General features: G+C 45.6%; 22 protein-coding genes and 1 other RNA gene. 21 read left to right on the plus strand and 2 right to left on the minus strand.

The features are described from left to right. Positions 1-74: 74 nt before the first annotated feature. From smpB to azoRB, 10 genes are all read left to right on the plus strand, one after another. Complete coding sequence (gene smpB, locus AC0C66_RS17695; RefSeq protein ID WP_003220025.1) at positions 75-545, plus strand: SsrA-binding protein; 471 nt, start codon at positions 75-77, stop codon at positions 543-545. 176 nt (positions 546-721) lie between these two features. Next, positions 722-1,083: a transfer-messenger RNA gene (gene ssrA, locus AC0C66_RS17700) on the plus strand. Positions 1,084-1,266: 183 nt separating this feature from the next. Then, positions 1,267-2,061, plus strand: coding sequence for an SDR family NAD(P)-dependent oxidoreductase (locus AC0C66_RS17705; RefSeq protein WP_472973657.1), 795 nt, complete (start codon positions 1,267-1,269; stop codon positions 2,059-2,061). Positions 2,062-2,171: 110 nt separating this feature from the next. Continuing rightward, positions 2,172-2,744 (plus strand): TetR/AcrR family transcriptional regulator, encoded by a 573-nt coding sequence (locus tag AC0C66_RS17710; RefSeq protein ID WP_061187926.1) that lies wholly within the window; start codon positions 2,172-2,174, stop codon positions 2,742-2,744. Then, positions 2,741-3,100, plus strand: coding sequence for a DMT family transporter (locus AC0C66_RS17715; RefSeq protein ID WP_014115165.1), 360 nt, complete (start codon positions 2,741-2,743; stop codon positions 3,098-3,100). Before AC0C66_RS17710 ends, AC0C66_RS17715 begins: the two co-directional genes overlap by 4 nt. Further along, positions 3,097-3,498: a YvaD family protein gene (locus AC0C66_RS17720; protein WP_461845732.1), complete on the plus strand. Its 402-nt coding sequence runs from the start codon at positions 3,097-3,099 to the stop codon at positions 3,496-3,498. Before AC0C66_RS17715 ends, AC0C66_RS17720 begins: the two co-directional genes overlap by 4 nt. Positions 3,499-3,597: 99 nt before the next feature. Continuing rightward, positions 3,598-4,545 carry an EamA family transporter gene (locus AC0C66_RS17725; RefSeq protein ID WP_461845733.1) on the plus strand — a complete coding sequence of 316 codons (948 nt, stop codon included), beginning with the start codon at positions 3,598-3,600 and terminating at the stop codon, positions 4,543-4,545. A gap of 7 nt (positions 4,546-4,552) precedes the next feature. Next, positions 4,553-5,209 (plus strand): GntR family transcriptional regulator, encoded by a 657-nt coding sequence (locus AC0C66_RS17730; RefSeq protein WP_326198564.1) that lies wholly within the window; start codon positions 4,553-4,555, stop codon positions 5,207-5,209. Positions 5,210-5,314: 105 nt separating this feature from the next. Then, a complete protein-coding gene (locus AC0C66_RS17735) occupies positions 5,315-7,213 on the plus strand; it encodes an FUSC family protein (RefSeq protein ID WP_461845734.1) in 1,899 nt (632 codons plus the stop codon). Positions 7,214-7,372: 159 nt separating this feature from the next. Beyond that, the gene (gene azoRB, locus AC0C66_RS17740) at positions 7,373-8,008 is read left to right on the plus strand and encodes an FMN-dependent NADH-azoreductase AzoRB (protein WP_014115159.1); all 636 of its coding nucleotides are present in this window, start codon (positions 7,373-7,375) and stop codon (positions 8,006-8,008) included. Between the two features lie 37 nt (positions 8,009-8,045). Here azoRB and AC0C66_RS17745 read toward each other — a convergent pair whose 3' ends face one another. Then, complete coding sequence (locus AC0C66_RS17745) at positions 8,046-9,122, minus strand: oxidoreductase (protein ID WP_461845735.1); 1,077 nt, start codon at positions 9,120-9,122, stop codon at positions 8,046-8,048. 126 nt (positions 9,123-9,248) lie between these two features. On the opposite strand from AC0C66_RS17745, the gene csoR reads away from it, so the two are divergent. From csoR to AC0C66_RS17800, 11 genes are all read left to right on the plus strand, one after another. Continuing rightward, positions 9,249-9,554 (plus strand): copper-sensing transcriptional repressor CsoR, encoded by a 306-nt coding sequence (gene csoR / locus AC0C66_RS17750; protein WP_014115157.1) that lies wholly within the window; start codon positions 9,249-9,251, stop codon positions 9,552-9,554. 74 nt (positions 9,555-9,628) lie between these two features. Beyond that, positions 9,629-9,838 carry a copper chaperone CopZ gene (gene copZ, locus AC0C66_RS17755; protein WP_014115156.1) on the plus strand — a complete coding sequence of 70 codons (210 nt, stop codon included), beginning with the start codon at positions 9,629-9,631 and terminating at the stop codon, positions 9,836-9,838. Positions 9,839-9,921: 83 nt separating this feature from the next. Continuing rightward, the gene (gene copA, locus AC0C66_RS17760) at positions 9,922-12,333 is read left to right on the plus strand and encodes a copper-exporting P-type ATPase CopA (RefSeq protein WP_472973658.1); all 2,412 of its coding nucleotides are present in this window, start codon (positions 9,922-9,924) and stop codon (positions 12,331-12,333) included. 157 nt (positions 12,334-12,490) lie between these two features. Then, positions 12,491-14,599 (plus strand): heavy metal translocating P-type ATPase, encoded by a 2,109-nt coding sequence (locus AC0C66_RS17765; RefSeq protein ID WP_472973659.1) that lies wholly within the window; start codon positions 12,491-12,493, stop codon positions 14,597-14,599. A gap of 120 nt (positions 14,600-14,719) precedes the next feature. Beyond that, entirely contained in the window at positions 14,720-15,388 is a 669-nt protein-coding gene (bdbD, locus tag AC0C66_RS17770; RefSeq protein WP_072565263.1) for a disulfide bond formation protein BdbD, read from the plus strand. Between the two features lie 4 nt (positions 15,389-15,392). After that, the gene (locus AC0C66_RS17775; RefSeq protein WP_003235152.1) at positions 15,393-15,809 is read left to right on the plus strand and encodes a disulfide oxidoreductase; all 417 of its coding nucleotides are present in this window, start codon (positions 15,393-15,395) and stop codon (positions 15,807-15,809) included. 184 nt (positions 15,810-15,993) lie between these two features. Then, positions 15,994-16,602 (plus strand): trimeric intracellular cation channel family protein, encoded by a 609-nt coding sequence (locus AC0C66_RS17780; protein WP_409509180.1) that lies wholly within the window; start codon positions 15,994-15,996, stop codon positions 16,600-16,602. A 192-nt stretch (positions 16,603-16,794) separates the two neighbouring features. Continuing rightward, positions 16,795-19,119 (plus strand): RNA polymerase recycling motor HelD, encoded by a 2,325-nt coding sequence (helD, locus tag AC0C66_RS17785; protein ID WP_472973660.1) that lies wholly within the window; start codon positions 16,795-16,797, stop codon positions 19,117-19,119. 170 nt (positions 19,120-19,289) lie between these two features. Beyond that, positions 19,290-21,107 carry an assimilatory sulfite reductase (NADPH) flavoprotein subunit gene (locus AC0C66_RS17790; protein WP_079288373.1) on the plus strand — a complete coding sequence of 606 codons (1,818 nt, stop codon included), beginning with the start codon at positions 19,290-19,292 and terminating at the stop codon, positions 21,105-21,107. 25 nt (positions 21,108-21,132) lie between these two features. Further along, positions 21,133-22,848: an assimilatory sulfite reductase (NADPH) hemoprotein subunit gene (cysI, locus tag AC0C66_RS17795; RefSeq protein WP_079288372.1), complete on the plus strand. Its 1,716-nt coding sequence runs from the start codon at positions 21,133-21,135 to the stop codon at positions 22,846-22,848. A 255-nt stretch (positions 22,849-23,103) separates the two neighbouring features. Beyond that, positions 23,104-25,116, plus strand: a complete 2,013-nt coding sequence (locus AC0C66_RS17800) for a Na+/H+ antiporter (protein WP_061187937.1) — start codon at positions 23,104-23,106, stop codon at positions 25,114-25,116. Between the two features lie 43 nt (positions 25,117-25,159). Here the strand turns inward: AC0C66_RS17800 and yvgO are convergent, their stop codons facing one another. Beyond that, positions 25,160-25,645, minus strand: a complete 486-nt coding sequence (gene yvgO, locus AC0C66_RS17805) for a stress response protein YvgO (RefSeq protein ID WP_472973661.1) — start codon at positions 25,643-25,645, stop codon at positions 25,160-25,162. Between the last annotated feature and the right edge of the window lie 179 nt (positions 25,646-25,824).

Here is a 25,824-nt window from a genome sequence, read left to right on the forward strand (position 1 = left end):
GTACGTGTCATTTGGTAAAATAGAGCGTATCGCAAAAGGTGGACAGTTTTTCCTTAGAGAGAGGGGGTTCTGGCATGCCAAAAGGGTCAGGAAAAGTATTATCTCAAAATAAGAAAGCCAATCACGATTATTTTATAGAAGAAACCTATGAAACAGGCATCGTTCTGCAAGGAACCGAAATTAAATCGATTCGCGCCGGCCGCGTAAACCTTAAGGATTCCTTCGCCAAAATCGAACGGGGAGAAGTGTTTCTCCACAATATGCACGTCAGCCCGTATGAGCAGGGAAACCGCTATAACCACGATCCGCTCCGGACGAGAAAGCTGTTAATGCACCGCAAGGAGATTAATAAGCTGATCGGATTAACAAAAGAAAAAGGCTATTCTCTCGTTCCGCTGAAGCTGTATTTGAAAAACGGCTTTGCCAAAGTGCTTCTCGGCCTTGGAAAAGGGAAGAAGAACTATGACAAACGGGAAGACCTGAAGCGCAAGGACGCGAAGCGTGAAATCGAAAGAGCGTTCAGAGACAGTCAAAAAGGCTTCTAAAGGCATAGTGCTTGATTCAAAAATCAGGCCTGTGCTATACTGTGTTCACGAACAAATCATAACGCTTTTCTTTTGAAGGATTTGACAATTGAAAAGAGACGTGATCATGTTATAATAAGACTATAGCCAGTTTGAGTGAGAGCTTGATATTTTCTCCCGTATTTCCCTTATAACAAGGGGACGTTACGGATTCGACAGGGATGGATCGAGCTTGAGCTGCGAGCCGAGAGGCGATCTCGTAAACACGCACTAAATATAACTGGCAAAACTAACAGTTTTAACCAAAACGTAGCATTAGCTGCCTAATAAGCGCAGCGAGCTCTTCCTGACATTGCCTATGTGTCTGTGAAGAGCACATCCAAGTAGGCTACGCTTGCGTTCCCGTCTGAGAACGTAAGAAGAGATGAACAGACTAGCTCTCGGAAGGCCCGCCCGCAGGCAAGAAGATGAGTGAAACCATAAATATGTAGGCTACGCTCGTAGACGCTTAAGTAATCGATGTTTCTGGACGTGGGTTCGACTCCCACCGTCTCCATACATACTGACAATAAAGCAGAACCTCTTAAGGGGTTCTGCTTTATTTTTTCTCCAGATCACAGGCACCAAAAAGTGCGTACTTCCATTTCAATCCCAGCTGTTTCATACTGATTGCAGAGCAGATGTTTAGACCAATCAGATTTCTGTCAATAAATAAGAGGAATCAAAAACGGAGGGATGAAAAATGAAGCTGAATTTACAAGGAAAAACCGCACTGGTGACCGGTTCGACATCGGGGATCGGGAAAGCCATTGCCTCTTCGTTAGCTGAAGAAGGCGCGGCGGTGATCATTAACGGACGCCGGGAAGAGAAAGTGAATCAGACGATAGAAGAATTGAAAACACAACATTCTGAAGCGGTCCTTTATCCGGCTGCATATGATTTGGGAACAGAAGAAGGCTGTAATGAGCTGTTTCAGGCATATCCAGAGGTTGATATTTTGGTCAACAATTTAGGGATTTTTGAACCGGCGGAGTACTTTGATATTCCTGATGATGAATGGTTTCGTTTTTTTGAAGTGAACATTATGAGCGGGGTAAGGCTGACACGCAAATATTTGCACAACATGATAGAGAAAAAAGAAGGGCGTGTGATTTTCATTGCCAGTGAAGCGGCGATTATGCCGTCACAGGAAATGGCCCATTACAGTGCGACAAAAACGATGCAGTTGTCCATTTCCCGCAGTTTGGCGGAGCTGGCAACCGGTACGAATGTCACGGTCAACACCGTCATGCCGGGCTCTACCTTAACAGAGGGTGTGGAAACAATGCTGAATTCGCTGTATCCTGGTGAAAACCTGACTGTTAAAGAGGCTGAGGCACGTTTTATGAAAGAAAACCGGCCGACATCCATTATTCAAAGACTGATCCGTCCGGAAGAAATCGCCCACTTCGTTACATTTTTAAGCAGTCCGCTTTCCTCTGCGATCAATGGCGCGGCACTTCGGGTGGACGGCGGTTTGGTCCGCAGTGTCTTTTAAACCTCTCCTTTTGGAGAGGTTTTTTTATATGATGTTGATTTCCATAAATTGCTGTCGTATAATTTTGGTACCAACATAGTTTTTTTAGTACCGGAAGCGAGGGGATTGATTTGGAAAAAAGAATTCTTGAGGAAACCATCCGGCTGATCCGGCAGAAAGGATTTTCATTTACGATGAATGATTTGGCGGCAGCGCTGGGAACGAGCAAGCGGACGCTCTATGCGCATTATTCATCAAAAGACAAACTTGCGGAAGCGGTTGTCGAGCAATTTATCGCAGAGATGAAGCAAATGGAAAGAGACATTTATGAGAATGAAAGTTTAGATGTGCTTGAAAAAGTGAAAAAAATGCTGATCGGTCTTCCGCAGGGAATGGAACTGCTGAACATGGGATTATTAAGTGAACTGAAGAAATACCATTACGAAGCGTGGCTTACATTAGATACGTTTATTAAGGAAGAATGGACGGTTGTCCTAGAGTTATTAAACGAGTGCAAACAGCAAAAAAGAATCAGAAACATCAATCCGGACTTGTTTGTTCATATGTATATAGGAAGCATCAACCAAGTGTATGACCCTGAATATCCGCTCAAACATCAATTCACGACAGGAGAGGTTCTTGAATCAATTGTAGATGTATTGTTTAACGGCATAACAGCTGATGAGGAGGCTGATGCGACGTGAATTGGGTGTTTCTATGCTTAGCGATTCTGTTTGAAGTTGCCGGAACGGTCAGCATGAAGCTATCGTCAGGTTTTACAAAGCTTACTCCCAGCGTGCTGTTGATTTTCTTTTATGGCGGCAGTCTTTTCTTTCTGACGCTTACACTAAAATCCATTGATGTATCTGTTGCTTATGCTGTATGGTCAGGGATGGGGATTGTCCTGATTACAGTCGTTGGTTTTTTGTTTTTTCAAGAACATGTTAGTGTCATGAAACTCATTTCAATTGGATTGATTATTGCCGGTGTTGTGTCTTTAAATCTGATCGAGCATGCTGCGGTGTCTGAGCCGGTACATAAAAGCGGGCAGTACAAATGAGATATATGAAACCGTTTTTTCTCGTGACTGATATCGGTTTTATCTTGTACTGGCTGTCAGCCGGGTTTTCACTGATACCGGAAAGCTGGGCTTTTAAACATCATGACCATCCGTTTATGATCGCCTGGAACTGGTCTTTTTTTCCACTGGATATCTTAATCTCTTTAACAGGGTTGTACAGCTTGTACTTACATCGGGTGAATCGTGCTGACTGGAAGCTGATGGCGCTGATTTCACTTGTGCTGACCTGTTGTTCAGGCCTTCAGGCGATTTCATTCTGGACATTCAGCAGGGACTTTGATCTTGTTTGGTGGCTGTTTAACGGATATCTGTTAATTTATCCTTTATTTTTTATTCATCTTCTCTTAAAGGAGAGTAATGCAACAAAGCAGTGCTGACAGGCACTGTTTTTATGTTTGTAAAAAACCTTTGTTTTCTGAAAAGTGAAACGATATAATATGTAATATATTGCATATTACCTGTCAGGAGGATGTACGTTGGCGACTCAAAAACAACGGATGTACGGATTTTTTATGGTCATTGTTGGAGCTGCTTTTTGGGGATTATCGGGAACTGTTGCCCAGCATTTGTTTGAAACAAGTGATGTGTCGGTAGAGTGGCTTGTCACCGTGCGTTTGCTTTTATCTGGCTTGCTTCTGCTGATGATCATATCTGCCGGTAAAAACAGACGTGCTGTGTGGGAGATATGGAAAGATCAAAAATCGGCTATCCAGCTGATTGTTTTCGGGATTGTCGGCATGCTGGGCGTTCAGTATACATTTTTAGCTTCAATCGGAACTGGAAATGCAGCTGTAGCTACGCTTCTTCAGTACTTGGCACCCGTGATGATTGTGCTGTTTATGCTTGTGACACGGAAGAATTCCTTTCAGTCTGCAGATATTTGCGCACTTGTGCTGGCTATGGGAGGCACTTTTTTATTGCTGACCAATGGAAGTATTAATAATTTAACTGTCTCGCCTTTGTCTGTCATATGGGGCTTGCTTTCTGCTGCGGCTCTTGCCTTTTATACGCTGTACTCCAGTTCTCTCTTGAAAAAATGGGGATCTGCTCTCGTGATTGGCTGGGGAATGCTGATCGGAGGCATTGGCATGAGCTTTATCCATCCCCCATGGGACGTTGATGCACAGGGATGGACGATTTCTGAGAACGTATCAGTCGGTTTTATTGTCATTTTCGGAACGCTATTGGGTTTTTATATGTATTTGACAAGCTTGAAATACTTATTTCCGCAAGAAGCGAGCATGCTTGGGTGCTCTGAGCCGGTTGCGGCAGTGGCATCCTCCATTCTGTGGCTCGGTGTGTCCTTTGGATTATATCAAGCGGCAGGAGCAGCATGTATTTTGGTAATGATTTTTGTTTTATCGCAAAAGAAGAGTGCCGGCAAATCGGCGACGTTAAAAAAACAAACCAATATTCAGAGGTGATGCTTTTATGCCAATCCCGTCAAATACCCCGAAGCCTGTCAGGCAGACAGCTAAAACGATTGCATTGGAACAAATTCAAAAATGGATCGTGGAAGGCATTCTTGCTCCTGGAGAAAAAATCAATGACGACAAGTTAGCGAAAGCGCTTGGCGTCAGCAGAACGCCAGTCAGAGAAGCTCTGCAATTATTGGCAGTACAAGGCTTTGTTGAAATGTCACCGGGGAAAGAAACAAGAATTTCACAAATTGAAAAAAACGATGTTTTCAAGGTGTATCCGCCAATGGCGGCTCTGCAATCCACCGCTGCCGAACTGGCTATTGAAAACATTCAGTCATCCCACTTGGAGGAGATGGCGGCGATCAATCAGCAAATGAAGGCGGCTATTGACCGAAATGAAATCTATGAAGTGCTTGGGCTTGATAAAACGTTTCATGATGTCATGATTGATGCGGCCGATAATGAATATATCCGCAATTTCACATCTGTTCTTCATATGCATATTCTTCGGCTCGAATATCTTTTTTTCAAATCGCCGCAAAATTCGATTGAAGAGCATGAACAAATCATTCAGGCATGTAAGGAGAAGGATCGAAAAAAAGCGGCCGAGCTGACGTACAGCAACTGGATCAAGCCAATTCAGGATATTGCGAATAAATTGATGTAAGACAGGCAGAGACGGTACGGTCTCTGCTTTTTTAACGTTTTTTGGGCATACTATAGCGGATAAACGGGAAGAGTTCTACACATTCATTGAAAAGGATTTTGTCATATGAACAAGACTGCTGAGAACAATCAAAGAACCATGCCAAGCATCGTGAAAGATGCCTTTCGCATTCATGCACATCCCTTTCCATGGAAAAAGGCAATCGGATCAGGCATCGCTTCGGGGTTTCCTGTGCTGATCGGCGCATTGGCGGGTCACACGGATTACGGTTTAACTGCAAGCATCGGGGGCTTTGTTTATTTATATGCGGGCGGTGAATCGTATAAAAAGCGCGCTTTGAAGCTGCTCTTGGTTTCCATTGGGATCGCCCTTTCATTTGGATTAGGCACACTTTTGTCCGATACGGTTTGGATGATGGCGGCTGTTCTGGCGCTGATCGGTACAGCGGCGATGTTTATTTTTAGCGCGCTCGGTATACAAGGCCCTGCGCCGATGTTTTTTGTCCTTGCTTTTTTAGTTAGCTCAGGGCTGCCGGCCGACCCTTCACAAGCGCTGTTCAGAGCGGGATTGACGTTTCTCGGCGGCATTTTCGCCATGAGCATCGCCTTAATCGGGAGGTTAAGGAACAAACATGGACCGGAGGAAGCAGTGCTGCAAAAAACATATCATCAGCTGGCAGCATGTCTTTCGGCCGTTGGGACATCAGGATTCCATAACGCGCAGCATCAGACGGTGCTCATGCTCAGAACAGCTCGTCAAACGGTTCTCGGCAAGGGGAACAGGCGGAAAAAATCACAGCATGATGAACGATTTTTCCGCCTGCTCGAAAAAGCTGACAACATATTCCTTGCCATCATTCATTTTTCAGCTGAAACGCCAGACGGAGAGAAGGCACAGATTGAAAAGACACTCCGCCAAACCGGAGATATGCTTGGGCATGCCCGTGTTTCCAGTGCATTTCAGATTAACGAGAATGAATCAGAGCCAAGCCGGAAGCTGTTTGGAGAAATCAATGAGGCTTTGCATATCGCTTTAGGGCGGTTTGATAAGCAGCTGGACGGGGAACCGAGCCGCCTGCCATCCTCTTTCTACTTTTTGAGAAATGCCTTTGACTGGCAGTCTCCCGTTTTGATACGGTCGTTAAAGTACGGGATTGTGCTGTTTGCCGCCGATATGTTTGCCCTTACATTCGGTTTTGCACGCTCCTATTGGATTCCGCTTTCGGCAGCAGCGGTCATGCTTGGCACTACTGTTGTCTTTACGCTTCACAGGGCCATTCAGCGTTCGGCCGGAACTGTGATCGGTGTGGGGCTGGCAGGCGCAATCCTGTTTGTTAAACCGGGCGGTGTTTATATTGCGTTATGTATTGCAGCGCTGCAATGTCTTCTTGAGATGCTGATTGTCCGCAATTATGCGCTGGCCGTGCCTTTTTTGACCGCAAATGCGCTTGTCATTACAGAAAGCATGCATGGCGGCGCGGACGTCGGTTATTTTATGATAGCGAGGCTGACGGATGTAGCTGTTGGCAGCGTGATCGGACTATTGGGAACGATGCTTTTGTGGAGGCGGTTTTCAACGAAGCGGCTGCCTGAACTGATGCGGGACGTAATCCGGATGGAAGGGCTTTTTATGGAGAAACTGTTAACCGGGCAGAAAGCAGATGAACACAAGTTAAGGGTGAGCCTGGTCAGGCTTCGGGATGCGTATGACAAGGCGCTTGGGGAATTTCCCAATACTCATGCGGATGCGCTTTGGCCTGCCATTTCCGGTGCTCAGCACTTAGGGTATTATTTGCTTTCGGCACAAGCCCATCATCGACCGCCTGCTCCGTTTTCTGAAGAAGAGATGAAGCAGCTAAGGGCATTTTTTGAACAGGCTGAACAATCCGCTTTGATGAAAAGGATGCCTGCGGACATACAAGTACCGAATGTTCCTTATTATCCGCGGATCAGCAAGGAGCTCTCTGCACTGTATTCCGGCTTGCGGACCGCTTTTGAAAAGTGAACAGTTTGGAAGAGTTAAATAATCTTTAATTCGAGATATTTTACTTGAAAGTAATTTTTGTTGTCTCTATAATAAAGCGTAAGAGAGAAAGAATAATGGCAGTGCATCTGTATGATAATAATTGATGTGTGATTTTTAAAAACGAAAGGGCTGGTTAAAATGGCAAAAGTATTGTATATCACTGCTCACCCGCATGATGAAGCAACTTCTTACAGTATGGCAACAGGTAAAGCATTCATTGAATCTTACAAAGAAGCGAATCCAAATGATGAAGTTGTACATATTGATTTGTACAATGAAGACATCCCGCACATTGACGCAGATGTATTCAGCGGCTGGGGCAAGCTTCAATCAGGAACAGGCTTTGAAGAGCTTTCTGAAAGCGAAAAAGCAAAAGTCGGCCGTCTGGGAGAGCTTAGCGATCAATTTGTATCTGCCGATAAGTACGTATTCGTTACTCCTTTATGGAACTTCTCATTCCCGCCAGTAATGAAAGCGTATCTTGATTCTGTTGCAGTTGCAGGAAAATCATTCAAATACACTGAACAAGGCCCTGTCGGATTGTTAACTGATAAAAAAGCGATTCATATCCAAGCACGCGGCGGTTACTATTCTGAGGGTCCTGCGGCTGAAATGGAAATGGGCCACCGCTACATCGGCATCATGATGAACTTCTTCGGTGTACCATCCTTCGATGGCATTTTCGTAGAGGGACATAATGCGGAGCCTGATAAAGCACAGCAAATTAAAGAAGACGCGATTGCGCGTGCAAAAGAAGCAGGAAAAACATTTTAATGAAAAAGCCTCCCCTAATTAATGGGGAGGCTTTTATTTAGTGCTCCAGCATAATGGTTCGTTTCTCTTCACTGCTTTTCATCGCGGCTTCAATGATGCGGATGACATCAATACCTTCTTCAGCGGTGACTGGCAGCGCTGCGCCTTCCCGTATGCTTTCCGCTATTTTGCGGTAATAGGTAAGGTAGGAGCCATTTACTGATGGGATGGTTTCTGTTTTTTTATCCGTGCCATGAACGGTTGTCAGCTGTCCATAATACTCCGGATCATCCGCGCCCCAGCTGTCATCCTCCGGTTTTCTGCCCGCTCTGAGTGCGTCTTCCTGTCCGTCGATTCCGTATTTTATAAAACTGGAATGCTGTCCGTGGATTTGATAACGAGGGCCGTTTGCCGGAACGATCGATCCTCCGTATAGAATGGCTTGGAGCTTGCCGTAATCTAGAGTTAAATGAAAATAGTCAACTGTTTCGGCATTTTCACGCTGGGCCATCACGTTTGCAGTAACGGCTTTAGGCATCCCGAACAAATGCAGGGCTTGGTCAATGACGTGGGAGCCGAGATCATACAGTGTACCAGTGGCAACGCCTTCTTTTTCCCGCCACCGTGCTTGAACCTCAGGTCTGTAGCGGTCATAGGAGACTTGATATGTATTGATATCTTCAAGCGATCCGTCAGCGATCAGCTTTTTAATCGTTAAAAAGTCGTTATCCCAGCGCCGATTATGATAAACACTTAACAATACACCTTTTTCATCAGCAGCCTTCTTTAATTTCTCCCCCTCTTCGGCCGTTGCTGTCATCGGTTTTTCCATCACAACATGTTTTCCGGCCTGTATGCATGCCATAGCATGCTCGTAATGAAGGCCGCTCGGGGTGGTGATAATGACAAGCTCAATGGCCGGGTCATTTGTGATTTCCTCAAGCTCATGCACAACTTCAGCATCCGGGAAATCCCGTATCACTTCTTCTGTCCGCGATGTCATGACTTTGCTGATGTGATACTCATCCAGAACAGCAAGCAGCGGTGCGTGAAACACAGAACCAGAAAGTCCGTATCCTAATATTCCAACCTTTATCGTATCCACTTTTCTTCTCCCCTTTAAAAGCGTTTTCACAAGAAGTATATACCCTCCTGATTAAATGGTAAAACCTAACTGATTCATTTTTTGCCGCGGCATGCTTAGACAACAGTTTGGACAATCAGTATAATGGGAATTAATATAAGGAACAGAGGTGTACGTATGGAGAAACATAACGAACATAAAGCATTAAACCATAAAAGCTCGAAAGAAAAGGATCAAATCACAAACCGGCTGAAGCGGATAGAGGGCCAAGTCAGAGGCATTCAAAATATGGTGGAAAACGATAGATATTGTGTAGATATTCTTGTGCAGATTTCGGCTGTTCAGGCGGCAATGAAAAATGTGGCGCTTCACTTGCTTGAGGACCACGCCCATCATTGTGTAGCAGATGCAATCAAAAGTGGAGACGGGGAACAGGCCATTTCTGAGCTTTTGGACGTATTTAAAAAGTTCACAAAATCATAAAGTCTTTTTTTATTGTAATACCCTACGGGGGTATGGTAGGATGAAAACAGAAAGAATAAACAGGAGGAATTCATATGGAACAAAAAACATTGCAAGTTGAAGGAATGTCTTGTCAGCACTGCGTCAAAGCAGTGGAAACGAGCGTGGGAGAACTGGATGGCGTCAGTGCTGTTCATGTCAACCTAGAAGCGGGAAAAGTCGATGTTTCGTTTGATGCTGACAAAGTATCAGTCAAAGACATTACGGATGCGATAGAAGATCAAGGCTATGATGTAGCCGATTGATTCAAGGTATCGCGCCTTTATGAAGGCGCGATATTTCTTTCATTTTTATATACCCCCCGGGTGTATATAAAGGAGTGAGTATGTTGAGTGAACAAAAGGAAATCGCGATGCAGGTATCTGGGATGACCTGTGCGGCATGTGCATCCAGAATTGAAAAAGGCCTCAAGCGGATGCCGGGTGTCACAGATGCCAATGTCAATCTGGCAACCGAAACGTCAAATGTCATCTTCGATCCTGCTGAAACAGGGGCTGCAGCGATTCAGGAAAAAATTGAAAAGCTGGGCTATCACGTTATAACAGAAAAAGCTGAATTCGATATTGAAGGCATGACCTGTGCGGCCTGCGCAAATCGGATTGAAAAGCGGCTTAACAAAATAGAAGGCGTCACCAATGCTCCTGTAAACTTCGCTCTAGAAACCGTTACAATCGAGTACAATCCAAAAGAAACGTCTGTCACCGATTTCAAAGAAGTGGTAGATAAGCTGGGATATAAGCTTCAGCCCAAGGGCGATGAGGAACGTGAAGCAGCAGCTTCTAAAAAGAAAGAAGAACGGAAGCAAACGGCGAGACTGATTTTTTCAGCGGTTCTGTCATTCCCATTGCTTTGGGCGATGGTGAGCCATTTTACGTTTACATCGTTCATTTGGGTGCCGGATATTTTCCTCAATCCGTGGATGCAGTTTGCGCTGGCGACACCAGTCCAGTTTCTGATCGGCTGGCCGTTTTATGCGGGGGCGTATAAGGCGCTCAGAAATAAGAGCGCCAATATGGATGTATTGGTTGCGCTTGGAACGTCGGCTGCTTACGCTTACAGTCTTTATCTTACGATTCAAAGCGTTGGTTCCCATGGGCATACAGATGGTCTTTACTATGAAACAAGCGCAATTTTGCTGACGTTGATTTTATTAGGCAAGCTGTTTGAAACAAAAGCAAAGGGCCGTTCTTCGGATGCCATTAAGAAGTTGATGAAGCTTCAAGCGAAAACAGCGACTGTCGTAAGAGACGGACAGGAGCAAATCATTCCAATTGATGAAGTGCTTGTCAATGACATTGTTTACGTCAAACCGGGCGAACGAATTCCTGTCGACGGAGAAGTAGTTGAAGGCCGCTCGGCAGTAGATGAATCCATGATTACAGGAGAAAGTCTTCCTGTTGACAAAAATCCAGGTGACAGCGTGACAGGTGCAACCGTCAACTCAAACGGCTTCCTGAAAATCAAAGCTGTCAACGTTGGAAAGGATACGGCACTTTCTCATATCATCAAAATTGTCGAGGAAGCACAAGGATCAAAAGCGCCGATCCAGCGTCTCGCTGATCAGATTTCCGGCATTTTTGTACCCATCGTATTAGGGATTGCCGTTCTCACTTTCCTCATTTGGTATCTTTGGGCGGCTCCCGGCGATTTTGCCGAAGCGATCAGTAAGTTTATTGCCGTTCTCGTCATTGCCTGCCCGTGCGCCTTGGGCCTTGCCACTCCGACGAGCATTATGGCTGGATCTGGGCGCGCTGCTGAATTCGGGATTCTTTTTAAGGGCGGCGAGCATTTAGAAAAAGCACATCATCTCGATACGATTGTTCTCGATAAAACCGGAACTGTGACAAACGGGAAGCCGCGACTGACAGATGCCATTCCGTTCGGCCGTTTTGAAGAAACAGATCTGCTTCAATTTGCGGCGGCAGCTGAAATGGGATCGGAGCATCCGCTCGGTGAAGCGATTGTTGCCGGCGTGAAAGAAAAAGGGCTTGAGATACCGAAGATGACCCGCTTTGAAGCAAAAATCGGCGCAGGCATTTTGGCTGAAGCCGGAGGAAAAACCATTCTCGTTGGCACAAGAAAGTTAATGGAGAGCGAACAGGTTGAGCATGGAGCCCTTCTTGCCCAAATGGAAGAACTTGAGGCAGAAGGGAAAACAGTTATGCTTGTCTCCATTGATGGTGAAGCCGCGGGCCTTGTAGCGGTTGCCGATACGATAAAAGACACGTCACGGGCGGCAGTAGCCCGTCTGAAAGAGTTGGGCCTGGATGTCATCATGATGACAGGAGACAACCGCAGAACCGCTGAAGCCATCGCCAGGGAAGCGGGGATTACGAGTGTCATTGCGGAAGTCCTTCCTGAACAAAAGGCAGCAGAAATTTCCCGCTTGCAAAAAGAAGGCCGCCAGACGGCCATGGTAGGCGATGGAATTAACGATGCGCCGGCGCTTGCCACTGCCGATATCGGCATGGCGATTGGAACAGGCACGGACATTGCTATGGAAACAGCAGACATTACGTTGATTCGCGGCGACCTGAACAGCATTGCCGACGCAATCCACATGAGCAGACTGACAATGAAAAACATTAAACAAAACTTATTCTGGGCGCTTGGCTATAACAGCCTCGGCATCCCAATCGCGGCGCTCGGATTTTTAGCGCCATGGATAGCGGGAGCAGCAATGGCGTTTAGTTCCGTTTCCGTTGTTCTGAATGCGCTGCGTCTGCAGAAAGTAAAATAAAAACCGGCTATATGCCGGTTTTTGTTTTACATTGACACTTTCTTGGAAAACGACATATAATAGATGTAACCGATATATGAGTATGTGCTCATATATAAAAACAATACCAACACTCATTGATACGCTTTGAAGAGGGAATCCTAAATCGGAAGGTAAGGTGAGACTAGTGAAACAGGAATACGTTCTGGACGGTTTGGATTGCAGCAATTGTGCTCAAAAAATCGAAAATGGAGTCAAAGGCATAAAAGGCATTGACGGATGCGCGGTAAATTTTGCGGCAAGCACCTTAACTGTCTCAGCCGATGGGAAAGAAGAGCAATGGGTCACCAATAAAGTGGAGAAAAAAGTAAAATCAATCGATCCGCATGTAACGGTTCGTCAAAAGCATAAAAAGAAATCAGCTGATGACGGCTATCGTAATCGAATGATCAATATGCTGATCAGAATGGCAGCGGCTGTCATTCTCGGGGCAGCGGCATATTTGGTTCATTCCGGAACAATCGAATTTTTCCTTTTTCTCGCTGCCTATTTGATCATTGGCGGTGACATTATCATCCGTGCGGTCAAAAACATCAGCCACGGTCAGGTATTTGATGAGCATTTCTTAATGGCTCTTGCCACGATCGGCGCTTTTCTGATTCAGCAATACCCTGAAGGCGTCGCAGTTATGCTGTTTTATCAAATCGGTGAGCTTTTTCAAGGAGCCGCTGTCAGCCGGTCCAGAAAATCAATCAGTGCGTTAATGGACATCCGGCCTGATTACGCCAATGTCAAAACAGAGAACGGCATCGAACAGGTTTCTCCGGAGGACGTAAAAACAGGAGACATCATTGTAGTCAATCCGGGAGAAAGCATACCCCTTGACGGTAAGGTCGTGCAGGGATCAGCGATGGTTGATACGTCTGCTTTGACAGGTGAGTCCGTTCCGAGAAAAGCTGCAGAAGGACAAGATGTGATGTCAGGCTTCATCAATCAAAACGGCGTTCTGCATATTGAAGTCACAAAGGGCTACCAAGAGTCTGCAGTATCAAAAATATTAGACTTGGTTCAGAATGCGAGCAGCCGTAAAGCCCGGACAGAAAACTTTATCACGAAGTTTGCTAAGTATTATACACCTGCTGTTGTAATCATCGCGGTATTGCTGGCCTTTGTCCCGCCGCTTGTTCTTCCTGGCGCCGCACTTTCTGATTGGGTGTACCGCGCACTTATTTTCTTAGTGATTTCTTGTCCATGTGCGCTTGTTGTCTCTATTCCTCTTGGTTTCTTCGGCGGAATCGGAGCAGCCTCAAAGGCCGGAGTACTTGTGAAGGGAAGCAATTATTTAGAAGCCTTGAATCAAGTCAAATATGCTGTGTTTGATAAAACAGGAACATTAACAAAAGGCAGCTTTGAAGTGACAGAAATCAAACCTGCTGAAGGATTTACAAAGGAAAGTTTACTTGAAGCGGCGGCATATGCTGAGCTTCATTCCCAGCATCCGATTGCCGAATCTGTGCGTAAAGCTTACGGGAAAATGCTCTCCTCTGACGCAATAGAGTCATATGAGGAAATATCCGGCCACGGCATTGTTGCAAAAGTAAACGGAACAGAAATCCTTGCTGGAAATAAAAAGCTCATGGAAAGAGAACAGATTGAGAGCGTCCCGGATGAATATGCCGGAACAATCGTACACATTGCTGTTGATCAACGCTATGCCGGAGCAATCATCATAGCGGATGAAGTAAAAGAAGATGCAGCACAGGCGATTGCTGATCTGAAATCGTTTGGAATCAAACAGACAGTTATGCTGACAGGTGATTCGAAACAAACGGGAGAAGCCGTCGGAAAACAGCTTGGCATCGACGAGGTATATGCGGAGCTGCTGCCGCAGGTTAAAGTCGCACGGGTCGAAGCATTAGAAGCCAAGCTTTCGCCAAATGAAAAACTCATTTTTGTTGGTGACGGCATCAATGATACGCCGGTGCTTGCGCGCGCAGATATCGGAGCGGCCATGGGCGGCCTTGGCTCAGACGCCGCGGTAGAAGCCGCAGACGTCGTGCTGATGACAGATCAGCCGTCAAAAATAGCAGAAGCGATTCGGATTGCGAAACGGACACGGCGAATCGTGTGGCAAAACATCGGCTTTGCTTTAGGTGTGAAAGCGATCTTTCTCATTCTTGGAGCATTTGGAATTGCAACCATGTGGGAAGCGGTTTTCTCAGATGTCGGCGTTACACTGCTCGCTGTGGCAAACGCGATGCGCGTCATGCGTCTCGAAAACAGATAAATTGTCGGAGAGAATTCATTTTTTCGGGGTTTTCTTATAGGCACTTGTCTTGTTAAAATAAAGAAGTGGGTCTATTGCGATCCGCTTCTTTTTTTAATTTTAAAACGATGAGGTGTCGGAGTGAAAAAGAAACAGCAGTCTTCTGCGAAATTCGCGGTCATCCTTACGGTAGTGGTTGTTGTCTTGCTAGCAGCCATTGTCATCATTAATAACAAAACGGAACAAGGCAATGAAGCGGTTTCCGGACAGCCGTCTATCAAAGGCCAGCCTGTGCTTGGCAAGGATGATGCGCCGGTAACTGTAGTAGAATTCGGAGATTACAAATGTCCGTCTTGCAAGGTGTTTAACAGTGACATCTTTCCAAAAATACAAAAAGACTTTATTGATAAGGGCGACGTGAAATTTTCCTTCGTGAACGTCATGTTCCATGGAAAAGGTTCGAGATTAGCGGCTCTTGCATCAGAAGAAGTATGGAAAGAAGATCCTGACTCTTTCTGGGCATTCCATGAAAAGCTGTTCGAAAAACAGCCGGACACAGAACAGGAATGGGTGACCCCAGCCGTTCTCGGTGATCTTGCAAAAAGCACCACAAAGGTAAAACCTGAGACGCTCAAGGACAATCTTGATAAGGAAACATTCGCTTCTCAAGTGGAAAAGGATTCTGACCTAAATCAAAAAATGAACGTAAACGCAACACCGACGATTTACGTAAATGATAAAGTGATCAAAAATTTTGCGGATTATAATGAAATCAAAGAAACGATAGAAAAAGAGCTGAAAGGGAAGTAATCATATGAAAAATAGAATTGTATTTTTATATGCTTCCTGGGTTGTGGCTCTTGTCGCTATGCTGGGCAGCCTGTATTTCAGTGAAATCAGAAAGTTCATTCCATGTGAACTGTGCTGGTACCAGCGTATCCTCATGTATCCGCTCGTTCTGATTTTAGGCATTGCCACCTTTCAAGGGGATACACGCGTGAAAAAATATGTGCTCCCGATGGCGATTATCGGAGCATTTATTTCGATCATGCACTACTTAGAGCAAAAAGTGCCCGGCTTTACCGGCATTAAGCCGTGTGTAAGCGGTGTGCCGTGCTCAGGCCAATATATTAACTGGTTTGGTTTTATTACCATTCCATTCCTGGCCCTGATTGCTTTTATCCTGATTATTGTATTTATGTGTCTGCTGAAAGGCGAAAAATCTGAATAACAAAAAAGCGCCCGCGTATGCCGGGCGCTTTTTTAATTTCGCAAACTCATGTCCATCAGCAATAGCGGTATTCCCTCTAAATTTATCTTTTTTTCTCATAAAAATGTTATTGCTTTTACGCTGGAGCGATTATAAAATCTAGAGGTCGTCAGAAAATTTAACAAACATAAAGGGAGTCATCAGAATGGCTTGGGAGCTGCTCAGTGTGATAGGCATCATTGCGTTTGCAGTCAGCGGCGCAATTGTTGCGATGGAAGAGGAATATGATATTTTAGGAGTTTATATATTAGGGATTGTCACAGCTTTTGGAGGCGGAGCGATCCGCAATTTGCTGATCGGTGTTCCGGTGTCAGCACTATGGGAGCAGGGAGCATACTTTCAAATCGCGCTCTTATCCATTACGATTGTATTTCTGTTCCCGAAGCTGCTGCTGAAGCATTGGAATAAGTGGGGAAATTTATCAGATGCGATCGGTCTCGCAGCCTTCGCCATCCAAGGTGCACTGTATGCCGTCAAAATGGGCCATCCGCTTAGTGCTGTCATCGTGGCTGCGGTGCTGACGGGAAGCGGCGGCGGAATCATCCGTGATCTTCTTGCCGGACGCAAACCGCTTGTGCTGAAAGCAGAAATTTATGCAGTCTGGGCGGCTCTCGGCGGTTTAATCGTCGGCTTGGGTTGGCTGGGAAACTCATTTGGCTTGTACGTCCTGTTTTTCGTGCTCGTTGTTTGCCGCGTTTGTTCTTATATGTTTAATTGGAAGCTGCCAAACCGTCCTTTTCGTTTAGATAACTAACATCAAAAAAACCGATTTCAATTTGAAATCGGTTTTTTTGCATATAAATAACCCAAACCTTGATTGATATTGGGTGAATGTGCTAAGATGAATTGTATTTGCCTATTTTCATCATATATTTTATATATGTATCCAATTATATTTTACAGTATTTCATCTGTGTTTGTCAACTATTTTCTGGAGGTGCCGTTCATGAATCAGCAAGATAAGGAATGGAAGGAAGAGCAGTCAAGAATAGATGAGGTGCTGCAGGAGCTCGGCAAAAAAGAGCGGTTTCTCGAAACGTCTGCAGGCGGGTTAAAGCATGACATTATCGGATTAAGAAAAAGCTTTTGGGAGGATGTTACGGTTAATCTTGATGATGCCCATGAAGCGGTTGAAACGATGGCAAGCATTAAGCAGCAGGCAGAGCTGCTGTCTGATCGGGAACGGAATCATCGGCGTATGGATCAGCAGCTCAAACGAATTCATCGATTAAAAGCATCGCCTTATTTCGGGCGGATTGATTTTATTGAAAACGGCGAGGAGCGGGCAGAGCGAATTTATATCGGTTTAGCTTCTTGTATGGATGAGAAGGAGGAACAATTTGTAATCTATGACTGGAGGGCGCCAATATCAAGTATGTACTACAATTATTCCCCAGGAAAAGCGGAGTACGAAGTGCCCGGCGAAACGATAGAAGGGGAAATGGTGCTGAAACGCCAGTTTATCATTAAAAACGGCGCTCTTAAGGCGATGTTTAATACTGATATGACGATTGGCGATGAAATGCTGCAAGAGGTATTAAGCCATCAGTCTGATACTCAAATGAAAAACATCGTGTCTACGATTCAGAAAGAACAAAATCAGATTATCCGTAATGAAAAAAGCAAATTCCTGATCGTGCAGGGAGCGGCCGGGAGCGGAAAAACATCGGCAGCGCTTCAGCGTGTCGCTTATTTGTTATACAGGCACCGCGGCGTCATTGATGCCGGACAAATCGTTTTATTTTCTCCTAACTTCTTATTTAACAGCTATGTCTCCTCAGTTTTGCCTGAGTTAGGAGAAGAGAATATGGAGCAGGCGACGTTTCAGGAATATATCGAGCATCGGCTTGGCCGCAAGTTTCAATGTGAAAGCCCCTTTGACCAGCTTGAATATTGCCTGACCGAAACAAAGGATGACGGTTTTCCTTCAAGGCTTGCGGGAATTACATGGAAGGCGGGCTTATCTTTTCAGCAATTCATTGATGAATACGTCAGCCGGCTGTCGTCTGAAGGGATGATTTTTAAAAATATCATCTTCCGCGGGCAAAAACTGATCACAAAGGAACAGATTCAATCCTATTTTTACTCACTGGATCAAGGCCAGTCCATTCCAAACCGAATGGAGCTAACGGCGAGGTGGCTGCTGAGTGAGCTGAACAAGCTTGAGAAAAAGGAACGGCGTAAGGATTGGGTCGTTCAGGAAGCTGAGCTGCTCGACAAAGAGGATTACTTGGACGTGTACAAAAAACTGCAGGAAAGGAAACAGTTCAGTGAGAGTACTTTTAACGATTATCAAAGAGAGCAACAGCTGCTTGCCGCCATCATTGTGAAAAAGGCCTTCAAACCGTTCAAACAGGCGGTCAGACTCTTTGCGTTTCTTGATGTTACACAGCTGTATCTGCAATTGTTTTCTGGCTGGGGAGGGAAATGTCAGCATGAGGAGACGGCAGCGATAGGAGAGCTGACCCGATCGGCATTCGCGGAAAATAAATTGCTCTATGAGGATGCGGCACCGTTTCTTTATATGCAGGATCTGATTGAAGGCAGAAAGAAAAATACGAAGATCAAACATCTTTTTATCGACGAAGCTCAGGACTATTCACCGTTTCAGATGGCTTACATGAGAAGTATTTTTCCATCTGCCAGCATGACGGTGCTCGGTGATATCAATCAGTCCATCTACGCCCACTCCATACATGGCGTAAAGCGTATGGATGCGTGCTTTGAAGGTGACCCGGCTGAATATGTTCGTTTAAAGAGAACGTACAGATCGACAAAGCAGATTGTCGAGTTAACAAAAGCGATGCTTCAGGACGGAGCGGATATTGAGCCTTTTAACAGAAACGGGGAAATGCCTCTCGTTTTCAAAACCGAAGGACATGAGGACCTTTGTCAAAAACTCACGAAAGAAATTGACCGTCTCAAGAAGCAAGGGCACGAAACGATAGCCGTCATTTGCAAGACTGCGCAGCAATGCATACAGGCGCACGCTCACATGAGCGAATATATAGATGTTCGTCTGATTCATAAAGAAAATCAAACATTCCAAAAGGGAGTTTGTGTCATTCCAGTATATTTAGCGAAGGGAATTGAGTTTGACGCAGTGCTTGTCTATGATGCATCAGAAGAACATTATCAAACAGAGCACGACCGCAGGCTGTTATACACTGCCTGCACCCGAGCAATGCATATGCTGACGGTATTTTATACAGGTGAAGCCAGTCCGTTTGTAACAGCTGTGCCGCCTCATTTATATCAGAAGGCTGAATGAAGAGAAGGGAGTCCTTCTCTTTTTCTATTTATAATGAAACAAAGCGGTTTTATCATTAGGATTCCTAATAGTTATCATCATGTAAATATATTTTACTTAAGCCTAGTATTCCGGTAAAGTTCAATTAGATGCAATTTTCGATCAGTTTATAACTTTGTGAGGTGGATACGTTGCAACTTCAGGTAATGAACAGTCCGTTTAATCAGGAGCAGGCAGAGCTCCTTAACCGCCTTCTGCCAACCTTGACCGAATCTCAGAAAATCTGGCTGAGCGGATATTTATCCGCGCAAGCTGTTTCCGCCCAAGAAACAGCGGAGGCGCCGGGGGCTGCTGTGTCTGCGGAAGTGGCGGCACCAGCCGTTTCAAAAGAAGTGACCGTTCTTTACGGTTCACAGACGGGAAACGCACAGGGTCTTGCAGAAAATGCCGGCAAGCAGCTTGAGCAGCGCGGTTTTCAAGTAACCGTCTCATCCATGAGCGATTTTAAGCCGAATCAGCTGAAGAAAGTAAACAATCTTTTGATCGTCGTCAGTACGCACGGTGAAGGCGATCCGCCAGATAACGCACTGTCGTTTCACGAATTTCTGCATGGTAGACGGGCGCCTAAGCTTGAAGATCTTCGTTTTTCTGTTTTGGCGCTTGGTGACAGCTCGTACGAGTTTTTCTGCCAGACAGGGAAAGAATTTGATCAGCGCTTAGAAGAACTCGGCGGAAAACGGATTTCTCCGCGCGTTGATTGCGATCTTGACTATGATGAGCCGGCAGCTGAATGGCTGGAAAGCGTTTTTGATGGCTTAAGTGAAGCTGAGGGCGGAAGTGCCGCGCCTGCGCCGGCAGCAGTGCCTCAAACAGTTGAATCTGCGTATTCAAGAACAAACCCGTTTCGGGCTGAAGTGTTAGAAAATTTAAATTTGAACGGCCGCGGATCAAATAAAGAAACACGCCATGTGGAGCTGTCTCTTGAAGGATCTGGCCTGACTTATGAGCCTGGTGACAGCCTCGGCGTCTATCCGGAAAACGATCCGGAGCTTGTCGAGCTGCTGCTTAAGGAAATGAATTGGGACCCCGAAGAAATTGTGACGCTTAATAAGCAAGGTGATGTCCGCCCGCTGAAAGAAGCGCTGATTTCTCACTATGAGATTACCGTTCTCACAAAACCGCTTCTTGAACAGGCAGCCCAGCTGTCTGGGAGCGATAAGCTTAGAGAGCTTTTAGCCCCAGGAAATGAGGATAATGTAAAAGCGTATCTTGAAGGGCGCGATTTGCTTGATCTCGTTCGTGATTATGGCCCGTTCAGTGTATCGGCGCAGGAGTTTGTTTCGATTCTGCGAAAAATGCCGGCCCGCCTCTATTCGATTGCGAGCAGTTTATCAGCTAATCCGGATGAAGTGCATTTAACGATCGGTGCAGTCCGCTACGATGCGCATGGCCGTGAACGAAAAGGCGTCTGCTCAATTTTATGCGCGGAGCGTCTGCAGCCGGGAGATACACTGCCGGTTTATGTCCAGCATAATCAAAACTTTAAGCTTCCGAAAGATCCTGAAACACCGATTATCATGGTCGGCCCTGGGACAGGCGTTGCTCCGTTCCGTTCCTTTATGCAGGAGCGTGAGGAGACGGGAGCGGAAGGAAAAGCATGGATGTTCTTTGGCGATCAGCACTTTGTGACAGATTTCCTTTACCAGACAGAGTGGCAAAATTGGCTCAAAGACGGTGTGCTGACAAAAATGGATGTGGCGTTCTCACGTGATACGGAAGAAAAAGTATATGTGCAGCATCGCATGCTTGAGCAGAGCGCAGAATTGTTCGAATGGCTTCGAGAAGGCGCGGTTGTTTACATTTGCGGCGATGAAAAGCACATGGCGCATGACGTCCATAACACATTGGTTGAAATTATCGAGAAAGAAGGCAATATGAGCCGCGATGAAGCGGAAGCTTATCTTGCCGATATGCAGCAGCAAAAACGCTATCAGCGTGATGTATATTGATTTGACTTGAAAGGAGTTTTTCAACATGGTGACCAAAATCTTAAAAGCACCGGACGGCTCTCCAAGTGATGTTGAACGCATTAAAAGAGAAAGTGATTATTTGCGCGGCACACTGAAAGAAGTCATGCTGGATCGGATCAGTGCCGGAATTCCGGATGATGACAACCGCCTGATGAAACACCACGGCAGTTATTTGCAGGATGACCGTGACCTCCGCAACGAACGCCAAAAGCAAAAGCTGGAGCCTGCATATCAGTTTATGCTGCGCGTGCGTATGCCAGGAGGCGTTTCAACGCCTGAGCAATGGCTTGTCATGGATGACCTTTCTCAGAAATACGGGAACGGCACATTAAAACTGACGACACGTGAAACGTTCCAAATGCATGGGATTCTGAAATGGAACATGAAGAAAACCATTCAGACGATCCACTCAGCTCTTTTGGATACGATCGCAGCCTGCGGAGACGTAAACCGCAACGTCATGTGCGCATCGAATCCTTATCAGTCTGAAATCCACTCTGAGGTATACGAGTGGTCTAAAACATTAAGTGATGATCTGCTGCCGCGGACGAGAGCATATCATGAAATTTGGCTAGATGAGGAAAGAGTGGCCGGCACGCCTGAGGAAGAAGTTGAGCCAATGTACGGACCGCTCTATCTGCCGCGGAAATTTAAAATCGGTATTGCAGTTCCGCCGTCTAATGATATTGACGTCTTTTCACAAGATCTGGGATTCATTGCGATTGTTGAAGAGGGCAAACTGATTGGTTTTAACGTGGCGATCGGCGGCGGTATGGGAATGACGCACGGTGACACAGCGACATATCCGCAATTAGCCAAGGTGATTGGGTTCTGCCGTCCTGAGCAAATGTATGACGTTGCTGAAAAAACGATTACGATTCAGCGCGATTACGGAAACCGTTCTGTCCGCAAAAATGCGCGGTTCAAATACACGGTTGATCGCCTCGGTTTAGAAACCGTAATAGAAGAATTGGAAAACCGTCTTGGCTGGAGCTTGGAAGAAGCGAAGCCGTATCACTTCGACCATAACGGCGACCGTTACGGCTGGGTGGAAGGCATTGAGGATAAATGGCATTTTACACTGTTTGTCGAAGGCGGCCGTGTAACGGATTACGATGATTATAAGCTGATGACAGGCTTGCGGGAAATCGCCAAGGTTCATACAGGCGAGTTTCGTCTGACATCCAATCAGAACTTGATTATTGCGAACGTTTCAAGCGATAAAAAAGATGAAATTAGTGCGTTAATCGAGCAATACGGACTCACTGATGGCAAGCATCATTCAGCGCTCCGCCGCAGCTCTATGGCGTGCGTCGCTCTTCCGACCTGCGGATTGGCAATGGCTGAAGCAGAACGTTATTTGCCGACCCTTTTAGATAAGGTTGAAGAGATTATTGACGAAAACGGCCTTCGTGATCAGGAAATCACCATTCGCATGACAGGCTGCCCTAACGGCTGTGCACGCCATGCGCTTGGTGAGATCGGATTTATCGGAAAGGCGCCGGGCAAATATAATATGTATCTTGGCGCTGCATTTGACGGAAGCCGTTTAAGCAAAATGTACCGTGAAAACATCGGTGAAGAAGACATTTTAAGCGAGCTGCGCGACCTTCTTTCCCGTTATGCGAAAGAACGTGAGGAAGGCGAGCACTTCGGTGATTTTGTCATCCGCGCAGGCATCATTAATGCAACGACTGACGGCACAAATTTTCATGATTGATAAAGAAAGACGAGAGATAGGGGATAACTCCCTGTCTCTTTTTTTCTAGAATTTGCTCTGCTGCAAAAAAGTTCACTATGAGCATTTCATGAGAAATAATACCCTAAAAAGGGTACTATAAAAGAAGACAAGTGTGGAGAGAACTCCTGCGAAATCACATAATGGATGCAAGGCCATCCTATCCTCAGCCTCTTATAGACAATCAGACATCGAGTCATCATGCACGAAACACAACAGACGAAGGAGGTCATGCATTTGGACATATTTTTAGTTGTTCTCGTTTTATTAACGATTATTGCGATATCCAATATCGTGAACCGGTTTATTCCATTTATTCCAGTGCCTCTTATTCAGGTGGCGCTAGGGATTCTTGCGGCCTCATTTCCACAGGGGCTTCATTTTGAATTAAGCACCGAATTGTTTTTTGTTTTGTTTATTGCGCCTCTTCTATTTAATGATGGGAAGAGAACGCCGCGGGCAGAGCTTTGGAATTTACGAGCTCCAATTTTATTGCTAGCACTCGGCCTTGTATTTGCGACTGTGATTGTAGGAGGCTACACGATTCACTGGATGATTCCTGATATTCCGCTGGCAGCGGCTTTTGGACTTGCGGCCATTCTTTCACCGACTGATGTTGTCGCTGTCAGCGCATTATCAGGAAGAGTGAAAATGCCAAAAGGGATTCTTCGATTGCTTGAAGGGGAAGGGCTGATGAATGACGCATCAGGTCTGGTGGCCTTCAAGTTTGCGATTGCAGCTGCAGTGACCGGTGCATTTTCATTAGCACAAGCGGCTGTCAGCTTTGTATTTATTTCTCTCGGGGGATTGCTGTGCGGGGTTGTCATTTCGTTTTTGATTATTCGTTTTCGCCTATTCTTGCGCCGCCTTGGTATGCAGGATGTCACGATGCATATGCTGATTCAAATTCTGACGCCGTTTGTGATTTATTTGGCAGCGGAAGAAATCGGCGTTTCCGGCATTTTAGCCGTTGTAGCGGGAGGCATTACCCATGCGGTTGAACAGGATCGTCTGGAATCAACGATGGTCAAACTGCAAATCGTCTCCTCAAGTACGTGGAACATTATTTTATTTATTTTGAACGGTCTTGTCTTCGTTATTCTCGGGACGCAGATTCCGGACGTCATTTCTGTCATCTTTAACGACACCGCAATCAGCAACTTGAAGGTGATCAGCTATATCCTTGTGATCACATTTACGTTAATGCTTCTCAGATTTCTGTGGGTGCTGTTCTTCTGGAATGGCAAATGGTTCTTTAATAGGGATCAGAACATCTATAAACCGGGTCTTCGTTCAACGCTGTTACTTTCGATTTCCGGTGTGCGCGGAGCTGTAACGCTTGCGGGTTCTTTCTCCATTCCGTATTTTCTGGAGGACGGCACACCGTTCCCGGAAAGAAATCTGATTCTTTTTTTAGCAGCCGGCGTCATTTTATGCACACTTGTCATTGCCACTGTTGTACTCCCGCTTCTGACTGAAAAAGAAGAAGAGGATGAGAAACGAAATGAAAAGCTGCTGACGGCAAGGCGCAAATTGATTAAAACAGCTCTCCGAACGATTAAAGAGGACATGAACGATACAAACAAAACAGCCTCTCTTGCGGTTATAGCTGAATACAATGAGAAAATGAAAAATCTTCGTTTTCAGCAGTATACATCATCTAATCGGATCAAAAAGCAAGAGCGAAAAGTCCGTGCGCAAGGGGTTAACGCTGAGCAAGAGGCACTGGTGAAAATGCTGGAGCGGGGAGATATCCCAGAAGAAACGGCAAATGTGCTGCAAGAACGGTTTAACGAATTAGAAATTTTGTATGGCAACCCATTTAAAGTCGGATTATCAAAAACAAGGCTCAAGCGGCTGATGTATTGGATTTTCTTCGGTGAACATAAAAAGCCGGAGATGTCGATTTTAAATGAAGCGGGATTGATACGGGCAACGAGAGTGAAAACAGCAAAAGCAGCGATAGAATACTTGGAAAAACATAAGACGGAAGAACATAAAGAAGTGTTTTTATCTGTCATTACGTTTTATAAACAATTAATTTTCAGGCTGGAGCACAGCCATCATGAGCTGAAATCAAGCGCTCATTTTGAAAATCAGAAGCTGGAAGTGAAGCTGAAGGCTGTGCAGGCGATCAGAAATGAAATTCAAACGCTCTTCGAGGAGCGGGAAATTTCCCGGGACATCTCCCATGAGCTTCGCCAATACATTAATGATGTGGAAGCCGCCATGCTTGAAGGCGGCGAATAAATACAGCAAAAAAGCTGGCGTCTAACGCCAGCTTTTTTCTATATTAAGGGCGATGGAATTCGACAGTGCTGCCATCCCGGTCGAACCAGCCTCTGAAGGCCCAGTTGATCCAGCCGCCATCACCTTCGTTTGTAAAGGTTCCGTCTTCAAATACCCAAATGCCGTACGTAATGCCGTCGTAAACGGCTGAACCGTAAAATTGTACACCGTTCAAGTGATCTTCATACTCCTGGCTTAAATTAAATACCATGACGTTATATTTTTGGCCGGATGCGTAGAAGGAAGACTCCATGAGGTTTTTCACAAATCCATCCCGGTTCTGTGAGGATTTGATGGCATCGGCAATCTGATTGGCAATGCCAAGCACATCAAGGTTTACATTTAAACCGACCTCAGCCGCAGTTGCTTCGGCTGTTGTTGTCTGCGAGATCTTCGGAGCGGGGGTTTCTTCAGCGGAAGCAAAGGACAAAGGGGCAATTGTCAAAGCGGCACCAAGAGCAAGTGTCATTGGGATACGAATCCGTTTCAAGTTGTTTCCTCCTTTGTTTTTATGTGGTTACACTACACGCATACCCTGCTAAATGTATTGATAATCTCAATATTGTTAAAATAGGAAAAAAATAGTGTTTGGGTTTGCCTGTGCTGTGAAAAAAGAAGCAAAAAGAGGCTCTTAAGCGTATTATTGGTATCGGCTGAGAGGAATGTGAG

It is taken from the genome of Bacillus sp. VA13 (assembly GCF_055710085.1).